Raw genomic sequence first — 12271 nt, forward strand, 5'->3', positions numbered from 1 at the left:
CCGTCCGTCGCGGGCATCGCCTGGTCATCCACGTCGACAACCAAGTCGGAGAAACGTACACATGGCAAAAACCATTGCTTTCAACGAGGAAGCACGGCGCGGCCTCGAGCGCGGGATGAACCAGCTCGCCGACGCCGTCAAGGTCACGCTCGGTCCCAAGGGCCGCAACGTCGTCCTGGAGAAGAAGTGGGGAGCCCCCACGATCACCAACGACGGTGTGAGCATCGCCAAGGAGATCGAGCTCGAGGACCCCTACGAGAAGATCGGCGCCGAGCTCGTCAAGGAGGTCGCCAAGAAGACCGACGACGTCGCCGGTGACGGCACGACGACCGCCACGGTCCTCGCCCAGGCTCTCGTCCGCGAAGGCCTGCGCAACGTCGCGGCCGGCGCCAACCCGATGGGCCTCAAGAAGGGCATCGAGACCGCCGTCGAGGCCATCAGCGCGCAGCTGCTGGGCATGGCCAAGGACGTCGAGACCAAGGAGCAGATCGCTTCGACCGCCTCGATCTCCGCTGCTGACACCACGGTCGGCGAGATCATCGCCGAGGCCATGGACAAGGTCGGCAAGGAAGGCGTCATCACGGTCGAGGAGTCGAACACGTTCGGCCTCGACCTGGAGCTCACCGAGGGCATGCGCTTCGACAAGGGTCACCTGTCGGGCTACTTCGTGACCGACGCCGAGCGCCAGGAGACCGTGCTCGAGGATCCCTACATCCTCATCGTCAACTCCAAGATCAGCTCCGTGAAGGACATGGTCCCCGTCCTCGAGAAGGTCATGCAGGCCGGCAAGCCGCTGGTCATCATCGCCGAGGACGTCGAGGGCGAGGCTCTCGCGACGCTGGTCGTCAACAAGATGCGTGGCACCTTCAAGTCCGTCGCCATCAAGGCCCCGGGCTTCGGTGACCGTCGCAAGGCCATGCTGGCCGACATCGCGATCCTCACGGGTGGCGAGGTCATCAGCGAGGAAGTCGGACTCAGCCTCGAGACCGCCGACCTGACGCTGCTCGGCACGGCCCGCAAGGTCGTCACGACCAAGGACGAGACCACGATCGTCGAGGGCGGCGGCTCCGACGAGCAGATCCAGGGTCGCGTCAACCAGATCAAGGCCGAGATCGAGAACAGCGACTCGGACTACGACCGCGAGAAGCTCCAGGAGCGCCTCGCCAAGCTCGCCGGCGGCGTCGCCGTCATCAAGGTGGGTGCGGCGACCGAGGTCGAGCTCAAGGAGCGCAAGCACCGCATCGAGGACGCCGTCCGCAACGCCAAGGCGGCCGTCGAAGAGGGCATCGTCGCCGGTGGTGGCGTCGCACTCGTGCAGGCCACCGCTGCGGTCTTCGAGAAGCTCGAGCTCACGGGTGACGAGGCCACCGGCGCGAACATCGTTCGCACCGCGGCGTCCGCCCCGCTCAAGCAGATCGCGATCAACGCCGGCCTCGAGGGCGGCGTCGTCGCGGAGAAGGTTGCCGGACTCGACTCGGGTTGGGGCCTCAACGCCGCGACCGGCGAGTACGTCGACCTGATCGCTGCCGGCATCATCGACCCGGCCAAGGTCACGCGCTCGGCGCTGCAGAACGCAGCCTCGATCGCGGCACTGTTCCTCACCACCGAGGCCGTCGTCGCCGACAAGCCTGAGCCTGCTCAGGCCGGCGGAGGCGCCCCGGACATGGGTGACATGGGCGGCATGGGGTTCTAGTCGCGCAGCGACGGAACGTCACCTCGCAAGGTGATTGAGCGAGGTCGCGTTTCCTGGTGAGCCAGCGCCGGGTGCTTCCCGGTCTGGGAGTTACCTCACCAGGAGTCCAAGCGAAAGGCCCCCATCGAGCTTCGGCTCGGTGGGGGCCTTCGTCATGCCGGCGCACAGCCGAGGTCAGCGCACTGGCAGTGATCACGGTCAGGCGGCAGGTTCAGTCGCGCGGATGACGTCCACCAGCTCGTCACGCGTCGGACCAGGGGCGTACGCCGGTCGCCAACCGCTCAGATAGACCGCCCGCGCCAGCGGCTCGGCCGGTCTCAGAGTCTCGGGCAGTGCGGTCATGGCGAAGTAGCCTCCGGCGTGCTCGCCGATCCGGGGGTCGGCCTGGACCGCGTCGGCGATGAGGTCGGAGGTGAGCGGGACGTTCAGGTCGAGACCTTCGCCCTGCCAGCGCCTGACCATGCCACCATCGATCGCAATGTGGTCGGCCACCCACGGCTCGATGGCGCGGTCGCACCAGGCGCCGAACGGCTCGGCCACAGCGACAGGATCGGCGCCCTCGTCCAGGAGCCCGAGCAGGGCGGTGACCTGCATGCACGCCATGGCGATCCCGCGCCCTCGGGTCGGGGTCGTGGTCGCCACGGAGTCCCCGACTGCGACGAGTCCCGGCGTGCCGGCCTGGCGCCGATAGACGTTGCGCAGCGCCCCACCCACAAGAACGGGCGAGGTGGGCTGAGAGCGGTCCGGATGAGTCCACTCAGCGAGCGCCGGGATGGCCCGGCACGCCGCCTCGAAGGCGGTTTCGAGCCTCAGGTCCTTGAGCGCGGCGTCTGCCGTCGGGCGTACGACCACCACCGAGAAGTGACCGGCCTCGTGCAGGAACACCAGGCACTGGTAGCCGTCAAATTCGGCCACGTACGCGATCGGACTGGACATGGGGCCGGGCTCTGCTCCTGGTCGCAACCGGTAGGTGCGGTCGACATACGCGAGGCCGCAGTCGCCGTCGAGATCGCGGGTGTCGCCGGACGCACGTGATCGCCCAAGGCGCCCGGCGCGGCCAGAGGCATCGACGACGAGGTCGGCCTCGACGAGTGCGCCGTCAACCCGTGCACCGGTGACGCGTCCGCGTTCGACGACGAGCTCCTCGACGTGGCCAGCCCGCAAGGTGAGCCCTGACTGCATCTCCGCCGCGCCTCGAAGTGCTCGCTCGAAGGTCGATCGGCGTGAAAGCATCCCGACCAGCTGGCGGGACCCGTCGGGGTTCGCCGCCTCCACCGGACGGGCTTCCAGGTCCTGCCAGCCCTTCAAGGCCGCTGGCCACTCCGCCTGGAGCATCATCGGCACCTGCGGCCGGAATCCGTGGGCGTGTTCGAACTGCATGACGCCGCGACGGATCCAACGCTCGCCCGTCGGGCCGGGGTCTCGATCCACCGACGTGACGCGGTGACCGCGTCTTGCGAGCGCGGCGCCAAGCAGGAGTCCGCTCGGGCCCGAGCCCACGATGAGTGTTTGCACGACAACCTCCGATACACTGGAGATGACTTGATTACACCAAGAGTCACCCCAAAAGGAGCTGATGTCAACATGCCCCAGGCACGCCGGCCATACCGATCGACGCTCCGCGAGGATCAGGCGCGAGCGACCCGCCGGGCGATTGTCGGCGCTGCCCGCGATCTGTTCGTCGAGCTCGGGTGGTCACGTACGACCATCGACGCGGTGGCCGCCCGAGCCGGGGTGAGCCGCAAGACGGTGTTCACGGCGGTCGGTGGCAAGGCGGCCCTTCTGAAGCTGGCCCTGGACTGGGCCCTGGTGGGCGACGACGAGCCGATCCCGATGTCTGAACGCCAGGTCATCGCGGACATGGAGCAGCTGACCGATGCCCGCGAGCTGGTGGCCCGCTGGGCAGGGTTCGTCGCCGAGCTCGAGGAGCGAGCGGCGCCGCTGGCCGCCGTGCTCGTCGTGGCCGCGGACGCCGACGCGGAAGCCGCTGATGTGCACGCGGTGTCCGAACGCAACCGTCTCGGTGGCGCGGAGTTCCTCGTGGCTCGTCTTGCGGCGGTCAAGGGCCTGCGATCGGGACTCGCGGCCGAGCGTGCCGTTGCTGCGGCCCTGGTGCTGATGGATCCCGCTGTCCACCGGACGCTCGTCGGGGAGCATGGCTGGTCGCTCGCCGAGTACGCCAGCTGGATCGAGCGCTCGGCCGTCGCAGAGCTCCTCGAGCCGGAGAGTCCCGACGCCAGGGCACGCGTCAGGAGCTCGTGAGGATCACAAGCTGCTCAGTCGCCCGGGTCATGGCGACGTAGCGGTCGACCGCCCCCTCGATCCCGGTGCCGTACGTGTCGGGATCGATCAGGACGACCAGGTCGAACTCGAGCCCCTTGGCCAGCTCCGGGGTCAGTGAGCGTACGCGGGGCCGCTCCGCCAGCTCGCCCGTGCCGATGATGCAGCCGATGCCCTCGGCGTGCTCGTCGAGCCAGCGGTCGAGGATCAGGTCCAGGTCGCCCATGGCTCCGTGCACGACGGGGATCCCGCTGCTGCGGATCGAGGTCGGCACGTTGGCGTCGGGGATCTCGGCCCGGATGACCGGCTCCGCCTCGACCATGACCTCCTCCGGTGTGCGGTAGTTGATGCCGAGGGTCGCCAGGTTGACCTGGTCCAGCCCGATCCGTGCGAGTCGTTCCTCCCAGGACTCGGTGAATCCGTGCCTGGCCTGGGCGCGGTCTCCGACGATCGTGAAGCTCCGGGACGGGCAGCGGAGCATCAGCATCTGCCATTCGGCGTCGGTCAGCTCCTGGGCCTCGTCGACGACGATGTGCGCGAACGGGCCGGCCAGCAGGTCGGGGTCGGCGCTGGGCATGCCCTCGTCGACCAGGACCTCCCGGAGGTTGTCCTGTCCGCGCAGCATCGACACCAGGCCGACCCCGTACTCGTCGCCGCCGGCCTGGACCAGGTCGTCGATGACCCGGTCCATCTGCTCGCGCTCGATCGCGAGGGTGGCATCGCGCTGACGCTCCCGTCGTGACGCGTGGGGGTCGCCGAGCCGCTGTCGTGCCGCGTCCAGGAGCGGCAGGTCGGACGCCGTCCAGGCCTGGGGGTCCGGACGCTGCAGCATCTTGACCTCGTCCGCGTCGAGCCAGGGTGCGCACATACGGAGGTAGGCCGGCACCGACCACAGGTCTCCGACGAGGTCGGTGGGCTCGATCAGCGGCCAGGCCCGGTGAAGGGCCTCGCGCAGGTCGTCGTTCTGCATCAGCGACCTGCGCAGCAGCTCGGGCGGTACGTCGTCGTCCTCGACCTTGTCCATCAGGATCGTGATGAGCTCTTCCCAGACCTGGTCGCGCGCCTCGTTGTGTGGGGTTGCGGGTTCGGCCGCCTCGAACGCCTCGGCCCAGTCGGCGGCGCTGAGCCAGATGTCGGACCAGTCCGTCTCGACGGTCATGGGCTTGGTGGGCGGCTCTTCGTACAACCGCACGGCCGGCTCGATCGCCGTCACCATGGCAGCGCTCGCCTTGAGGCGAGCCACGTCCGGATCCGGCTCGATCGCCGCAGTCGCTCCCTCGGGCACCAGGTCCCGCAGCGTGCAGGTCTGGACGCCCTCCTCGCCCAGGCTCGGCAGGACGTCGGCGACATACGCCAGGTAGGGCTGGTGCGGGCCGACGAACAGCACACCACCGCGGCGGTGCCCGAGCCGTGGGTCGGAGTAGAGCAGGTACGCGGACCGGTGCAGCGCGACCACGGTCTTGCCCGTACCCGGACCGCCGTCGACCACCAGGGCGCCCCGCGATCCGGCACGGATGATGGCGTCCTGGTCGGCCTGGATCGTGCCGAGCACGTCCCGCATCCGGGGCGAGCGGCTGCTGCCCAGGGTGGCGATGAACGCGGACTGGTCATCGAGCGCGGCGTGTCCTTCGAGCCCGTCCGGGGTGAACACCTCGTCCCAGAAGTCGCTGATCCGGCCGCGGGTCCAGCGATACCTGCGCCGGCTGGCCAGGCCCATCGGGTCGGCGTGGGTAGCGCCGAAGAACGGCTCGGCCGCGGGGGAGCGCCAGTCGAGCAGCAGCCGGCGCCCGTCGCTGGCGGTGAGGCCGAGCCGTCCGACGTACACGGGCTCGCCGTCGTCCGCGCTCACGATGCGGCCGAGGCACAGGTCCAGGCCGAAGCGGCGCAGGGTGCGCAGGCGGCTGGTCAGGCGGTGGATCTCCAGGTCCCGGTCCAGCGCCTCCTGTCCGAGGCCACCGGGCGCCCTCCGCTCGGCATCGAGGCGCTCGGACAGCTCGGCGATCGACTGCTCGAGGGTCTCTGCGATGGCCGCGAAGTGCTGCTCGTCGCCGGCGATCAGCGCGGGATCGGCCTTGGCAGGGTGGTCGGCAAGATTGAACGCGCTCAGGCGCATGTGCGGCTCCGGTGTCCGTGGATTCTGGCTTGGGCCGGCCATTCTGCGGCACCACCGGGGTCTTGCGGCAAGCCCCCACCTGCGCTATACGTTGGATATGGAAGGGGTCATCGGCCCCTTCTTCTTGTTTGCCCTGAGCCGCAGCGCCTACGGGGCGCCGATGTGCGTACGCACGTCCAGGAGCTCGGGGAAGAACGTGAGCTCGAGGGCCTTCTGGAGGAAGCTGACTCCCGACGACCCGCCGGTGCCGCGCTTGAACCCGATGATGCGCTCGACGGTCTTGAGGTGCCGGAACCGCCAGAGCTGGAAGCTGCCCTCGACGTCGACGAGCTCCTCGCACATCTCGTATGCCGCCCAGTAGGTGTCGGGGTCGGCGTAGATCCGCCGGAACGCCTCGATCACGCCGGGATCGGCGACGTAAGGCTGCGTGACGTCTCGCTCCAGCACCCCCGAGGGTATGGCGTGGCCCTGCCGGGCGAGGAAGCGCAGGAACTCGTCGTAGAGGCTGGGCGCCTCGAGATCGGCCTGCAGGGCGGACCGCAGCTCCTCGTCGTGCGCGAAGACCTTGATCATCTGCGGGTTCTTGTTGCCGAGCAGGAACTCGACGGTGCGGTACTGCGGCGACTGGAAGCCTGACGCCTTGCCGAGCGAGTCACGGAACTGGGCGTACTCGATCGGCGTCAGGGTTTCCAGCACGGCCCACTGCTCGAACATCTGCCGCTGGATCGCCTTGACCCTCGCCAGCCGCTTGAGCGCGGGCGGCAGGTCGTCGGCGGCGATCAGCGCGATGGCCGACCGCAGCTCGTGCGTCAGCTGCTTGAGCCACAGCTCGGTGACCTGGTGCTGGATGATGAACAACATCTCGTCGTGGTGATCCGACACCGGCTGCTGCGCCGACAGCAGCGTGGGCAGCTGGAGATAGCTTGCGTACGTCATCTCGCCGCGCAGGTCGGTCGCGACCCCGTCCTCGATCGGCCGGTAGGACTCAGTCATGCCTTGACTGTATGACCTGGTGGCCGTGACCGCGTCGGCAGCGACGCGGTCACGGCACGTTCAGTCAGGCCCAGGTCACGTGGGTCACGACGATCTGGCCGTGGCCGAAGTCGCGTACGTACGTGCCCTGCCCCTTGGAGCGGGATCCGCTGACCAGCCGGCCCCATGAGCTCGGGTCGTTGCCGACCTGAGCCGGCCCTTTCGCGGTCGTCGCTCCGACCGTGGTCGTGGTGTCCAGATGCGCGTAGATCGACTCCAGCTGCGCGTAGTCGTGCGCGTTCGGGTGCTGGTTGGTTGCGGGGTTGTTCGTGTAGTCCATGCAGGTGTTGAGGTTGGCGTTGGAGAAGTTCTCGTCCTGGTGGTCGAGCCCGAACGTGTGGCCGACCTCCTGGCAGCTGACCAGGTTTCGCCATGCCGTGGTGTTGTACTTCGTGGTGTCGAAGTACGTGTCGTTGAGCTTGACCGTGCCGCTCGTGATGTGGCTCCCGCTGGTGATCGAGATCGAGGCGATGCCCAGCCAGCCGTTGTTCCCGTAGCGGGCGTTGCACACCTCGATGCGCCCCGACGTCGCCTTGCAGGTCTTGGGGCGGTTGGTGCCGGCGACGACCGTCGTGTTGAGGACGGACGACGCGGTCCAGTCGGTCGAGCTCGTCCGGAGCACGGCATCCCAGCGTGAGTCGACGTTGTCGGCCAGCTTGAGCGTGAACGGGTTGCTGGTCCTGGCCCAGTGATAGCCACCCCACGAGTGGTTGGCCTCGACGGCGGCAGGGGACAGGACCATCATCATGGACGCGACGACGGCGACGGACAACAACAGCTTGCGGTGCATGGCTACTCCCGAGGTTTGATGGATCAACCGTCGACCCGAACCGCCCGCGAGTCAATAGCTCGTTCGGGCTCATGCCTCGCGTGAAAGGGTGGCGTCATGGCGTTGATCAGGGCGGATGGACTCGGCAAGTCCTACGGGTCGACGCGTGCCGTCAACGACCTGTCGTTCGAGGTGCGACCCGGGAGCGTCACGGGCTTCCTCGGGCCGAACGGCTCCGGCAAGTCCACCACGATGCGGCTCATGCTGGGGCTCGACCGTGGTGAGGGCCGGACGACGTTCGACGGCAAGACCTTCGGGGAGCTGACGCACCCCATGCGGCATGTCGGTGCGCTCCTCGAGGCCAAGCCGTTCCACCCGACCCGGCGAGCCCGCAACCACCTGCGGATGCTCGCCGTCGCGAACCGTCTTCCCGACAGCCGGGTCGATGAGGTCATCGACCTCGTCGGCCTGTCGACCGTCAGCGCGGGCAAGCCCAAGAAGTTCAGCCTCGGCATGGGGCAACGCCTCGGGATCGCCGCGGCTCTGCTCGGCGACCCCGACACGCTGATCCTCGACGAGCCGAGCAACGGCCTCGACCCGCAGGGCATCACCTGGCTCCGGAACCTGCTCAAGCACCTCGCGGGAGAGGGGCGTTCGGTCTTCGTGTCGAGCCACCTCCTGCAGGAGATGGCGGTGCTCGCGGACGAGCTCGTCGTGATCGGCCGCGGCAAGATGCTCGCCAACGGCGCGGTTTCGGACTTCATCTCGCACAGCAGCCTCGGCGCGGTCGAGGTCCGTACGCCCGACCGGACGGTCCTCGCCCCGGCGATCGAGGCGCTCGGCGCCACGGTCGTCCAGGAGGGCGATCGCCTGGTCGTCAGCGGCGCCACGGCCGAGCAGATCGGCGACGCCGCACATGCTGCCGGAGCGCGCCTGCACCAGCTCACGACGCGCCAGGCCACGCTGGAGGAAGCGTTCCTCGAGGCAACCGGCCTGTCCGAGGAGTTCCGTGGCAGCCAGGTCGGTGGAGACTCATGATCGACTCGCTGCGATATGAGTACCTCCGGCTCCGCACCATCCGGTCGACGTACTGGCTGATCGGCCTGGCCCTGAGCTTCCAGCTCATCATGACGATGATCATCGCGTGGCAGATGTCGGAGGCCGACAATCCGCCCAGCGGTGACAATGCCTTCGACGTGCTGGCCACGATCGGTGCCTCGACGGGCTTCGCGCCGCTGTTCATCGCGTACATCATCGGCCTGCTCGGGGTGTTCTCGACGGGGCACGAGTATCGCCACGGCATGATCCGCGCGACCCTGACGGCGCTGCCGAGCCGGAGCATGGTGTTCGCCGCGAAGATCATCTCGACGGGCATCGTCTCGGCGTTGGCGGCGGTCTTCTGCATCGGCATCGCCCTGGTCGCCGGCCTGGTGTTCGGGCTGGACCGGCCGTCCACCCAGGAGGTGCTCGACATGACGCTCGGCACGGTGTTGTTCACCGTGCTCTTCGCGCTGTCGGGGCTGGCGTACGCCGCGATCACCCGCAACCAGACCGCGGCCGTCGCCCTCCTGATGCTGCTCCCGAGCGTCGTCGAACAGATCATCAAGGCGATCATCCTGGCGATCAAGTCGTCCTCCGACGACCCTCGCGGCACTGGTGGACTGGTGCAGGTCCTGAAGTACCTGCCCTACGACGCGGGCGGCCAGATGTACACCCGCGCCTCGTTCGACGACCTGCTCCAGATCTTCGGTGTGGTGCCGTTCGGCGCGCTCGGGGGCGGTGTCGTGATGACGGTGTTCGTCGGATCGCTGCTCGCCATCTCGTACGCGCTCTTCCTTCGCCGCGACGCCTAGGTCCGGGCCTGACCGGGTGACCCCCGTCACAGCGGGCCGTAGACTCCGGACATGGCGCGCAATGATCTCGCGATGCCGCGGGGCGCAGACCCCGCGGCGCTGTCGCGACATCTCGAGGAGGCGCACGACCAGTTCGTGAGCACGGGCCGGGCCGATCCCGCGCTGCGCCAGCTGGTGTTCGAGTCCTGGCGTCGAAGCGTCGAGGGCGGGCTCGACCCGGAGCAGGCACTCGCCGCCATCCGGCTCGACGACAAGGCGCTCGCCGGCATCCGTGACTCCCATCCACTCGCGGCGGGCATGCCGGTCATCCGCCGGCTCCTGGTCGAGAGCGCAGCCGAGGCCGGCCTGCTGGTCGCGGTGAGCGACGCTGCCGGGCAGCTGCTCTGGGTCGAGGGCGACTCATCGTTGCGTTCGCGTGCTGAGGACATGCACTTCCTGCCGGGCGCCGACTGGAGCGAGGCCAGCGTGGGAACCAACGCGCCGGGCACGGCGCTGGCGCTGGATCGACCGGTCCAGATCTTCGGTGCGGAGCACCTCGCCCGGCAGGTCACGCCGTGGAGCTGCTCGGCCGCGCCGATCCACGACCCCGACACCGGAGCGATCCTCGGTGTCCTCGACCTGACCGGAGGTCCTGACGTCGCGACGGCTCAGAGCCTGACCCTCGTACGCGCGACGGTCGCTGCGGTCGAGGCCGAGCTGCGTATCGATCGGCTGAGTCCCGCGCCGACGGCGACTGCGAGCAGCGGGTGGTCCATCCCGGCGCTCGACGTGCTCGGAGGTCGCGGAGCGACGCTGCGCCACGGCACGACGACGACCCGGCTGAGTCTTCGGCACAGCGAGATCCTGCTGTTGCTTGCCGAGTCCGACGACGGCATGACCACCGCCGAGCTGGCCGTGGCGCTGAGTGACGACGAGCAGGCCCTGGTCACGATCCGTGCGGAGCTGTCCCGCCTGCGCACCGTGCTGGGGCCGATCGAGCTCGACTCCCGGCCCTACCGGCTCCGCAACGAGATCGCGACCGACATCGACCGGGTCCGCGAGGACCTCGCCGCCGGACGCGTCCGCAGTGCGGTCGCGCACTATCTCGGCCCGATCCTGCCGGCGTCGACCGCGCCGGCCGTGGAGCAGCTGCGCGATGAGATCCACATGTACGTACGCTCGTGCCTGCTCGCCGCGGGTGACGCGGATGCCCTGCTGTCGTTCGCCGACACGGCGCACGGTCGCGACGACTTCGAGATCTGGGAGCGGGTCCTCACGATCCTGCCGCCCACCTCCCCGCGTCACGCGCAGGTCGCGGCCAACGTGGCCAGGCTCGACGCCGAGCTCGGCTGAGCCAAGCGAGCTCTGCGAGCGGCGCGAAGCCAGGTTGAGCCGAAGCACGCCGAAGGCGTCAGCTTGTCGAAACCAGGCGAGGTGACTTCGCAACTCGTGGAGCGGCCCAGCTCAGCGCTCGGTCGCGGGCGGCCCCGGGTTTCGCTGCAACTTTGGTGCAACGTCCGTGTGACTACGGTCACGGCAGGACCCCCGAACTGAAGGAGCACCATGACCACCTACGCACAGCCCGGAGCCGAAGGAAGCCTCGTCACCTACAAGGCCCGCTACGACAACTGGATCGGCGGCGAGTACGTCGCGCCGGTCAAGGGCGAGTACTTCGAGAACCCGTCGCCGGTCAACGGCAAGGTGTTCTGCGAGGTCGCCCGTGGAACTGCCGAGGACATCGAGCTGGCCCTCGACGCGGCACATGCCGCCGCACCGGCCTGGGGCAAGACCTCGGTGGCCGAGCGCGCCAACATCCTCAACAAGATCGCCGACCGCATCGAGCAGAACCTCGAGATGCTCGCCGTCGGCGAGACGTGGGACAACGGCAAGCCGGTTCGCGAGTGCCTGGCCGCCGACCTGCCGCTCGTCGTCGACCACTTCCGCTACTTCGCCGGCGCGATCCGCGCCCAGGAGGGTAGCCTCTCGCAGCTCGACAACGACACCGTGGCGTACCACTTCCACGAGCCGCTCGGCGTCGTCGGACAGATCATCCCGTGGAACTTCCCGCTGCTCATGGCGGTCTGGAAGCTCGCCCCGGCGCTCGCCGCCGGCAACACGGTCGTGCTCAAGCCCGCCGAGCAGACCCCGGCCTCGATCATGCTGCTGATGGAGCTCATCGCCGATCTCCTCCCGGCCGGCGTCATCAACGTCGTCAACGGGTTCGGCGTCGAGGCCGGCGCACCGCTGGCGTCGAGCAGCCGCATCCGCAAGATCGCGTTCACGGGTGAGACGACGACCGGGCGGCTCATCGCCCAGTACGCCAGCCAGAACCTCATCCCGGCGACGCTGGAGCTCGGCGGCAAGAGCCCCAACATCTTCTTCGAGGATGTCGCCAGCCACGACGACGCGTTCTACGACAAGGCGCTCGAGGGATTCGCGATGTTCGCCCTCAACCAGGGCGAGGTCTGCACGTGCCCGAGCCGCGGCCTGATCCAGAACTCGATCCTCGAGCAGTTCCTGCCCGCCGCGACCGACCGGGTCAAGCAGATCGT

At 68.7% G+C, this 12271-nt stretch carries 10 protein-coding genes and 1 pseudogene; 6 read left to right on the forward strand and 5 right to left on the reverse strand.

Annotated elements, in window-relative coordinates; genetic code table 11:
• Positions 1–61: 61 nt before the first annotated feature.
• Positions 62–1693 carry a chaperonin GroEL gene (gene groL, locus V6M46_RS03215; protein ID WP_332662328.1) on the forward strand — a complete coding sequence of 544 codons (1632 nt, stop codon included), beginning with the start codon at positions 62–64 and terminating at the stop codon, positions 1691–1693.
• A gap of 198 nt (positions 1694–1891) precedes the next feature.
• On the opposite strand, the gene V6M46_RS03220 is transcribed toward groL, so the two are convergent.
• Positions 1892–3073: an NAD(P)/FAD-dependent oxidoreductase gene (locus tag V6M46_RS03220; protein WP_332662329.1), complete on the reverse strand. Its 1182-nt coding sequence runs from the start codon at positions 3071–3073 to the stop codon at positions 1892–1894.
• A 36-nt stretch (positions 3074–3109) separates the two neighbouring features.
• Positions 3110–3208, reverse strand: a pseudogene (locus V6M46_RS19585) (FAD-dependent monooxygenase); the annotation flags it as partial.
• A 69-nt stretch (positions 3209–3277) separates the two neighbouring features.
• Between V6M46_RS19585 and V6M46_RS03225 the strand changes: the two are divergent.
• The gene (locus V6M46_RS03225; RefSeq protein ID WP_332662330.1) at positions 3278–3955 is read left to right on the forward strand and encodes a TetR/AcrR family transcriptional regulator; all 678 of its coding nucleotides are present in this window, start codon (positions 3278–3280) and stop codon (positions 3953–3955) included.
• Here V6M46_RS03225 and helR read toward each other — a convergent pair.
• From helR to V6M46_RS03240, 3 genes are all read right to left on the reverse strand, one after another.
• Positions 3942–6086 (reverse strand): RNA polymerase recycling motor ATPase HelR, encoded by a 2145-nt coding sequence (gene helR, locus V6M46_RS03230; RefSeq protein WP_332662331.1) that lies wholly within the window; start codon positions 6084–6086, stop codon positions 3942–3944. The genes V6M46_RS03225 and helR overlap by 14 nt on opposite strands.
• A 147-nt stretch (positions 6087–6233) precedes the next feature.
• The gene (gene kynA, locus V6M46_RS03235; protein ID WP_332662332.1) at positions 6234–7079 is read right to left on the reverse strand and encodes a tryptophan 2,3-dioxygenase; all 846 of its coding nucleotides are present in this window, start codon (positions 7077–7079) and stop codon (positions 6234–6236) included.
• A gap of 64 nt (positions 7080–7143) precedes the next feature.
• Complete coding sequence (locus tag V6M46_RS03240) at positions 7144–7908, reverse strand: hypothetical protein (protein WP_332662333.1); 765 nt, start codon at positions 7906–7908, stop codon at positions 7144–7146.
• A gap of 96 nt (positions 7909–8004) precedes the next feature.
• Here V6M46_RS03240 and V6M46_RS03245 point away from each other — a divergent pair, with 96 nt between their 5' ends.
• The 4 genes from V6M46_RS03245 to V6M46_RS03260 all read left to right on the forward strand — a co-directional run.
• Positions 8005–8925 carry an ATP-binding cassette domain-containing protein gene (locus V6M46_RS03245; protein ID WP_332662334.1) on the forward strand — a complete coding sequence of 307 codons (921 nt, stop codon included), beginning with the start codon at positions 8005–8007 and terminating at the stop codon, positions 8923–8925.
• Entirely contained in the window at positions 8922–9740 is an 819-nt protein-coding gene (locus V6M46_RS03250) for an ABC transporter permease (protein WP_332662335.1), read from the forward strand. The genes V6M46_RS03245 and V6M46_RS03250 overlap by 4 nt, the downstream gene beginning before the upstream one ends.
• A 51-nt stretch (positions 9741–9791) precedes the next feature.
• Positions 9792–11072 carry a GAF domain-containing protein gene (locus tag V6M46_RS03255; RefSeq protein WP_332662336.1) on the forward strand — a complete coding sequence of 427 codons (1281 nt, stop codon included), beginning with the start codon at positions 9792–9794 and terminating at the stop codon, positions 11070–11072.
• 210 nt (positions 11073–11282) lie between these two features.
• The coding region (locus tag V6M46_RS03260; protein ID WP_332662337.1) for an aldehyde dehydrogenase family protein at positions 11283–12271 on the forward strand (989 nt) is incomplete at its 3' end.

This window comes from Aeromicrobium sp. (assembly GCF_036676885.1).
Taxonomy (GTDB): domain Bacteria; phylum Actinomycetota; class Actinomycetes; order Propionibacteriales; family Nocardioidaceae; genus Aeromicrobium.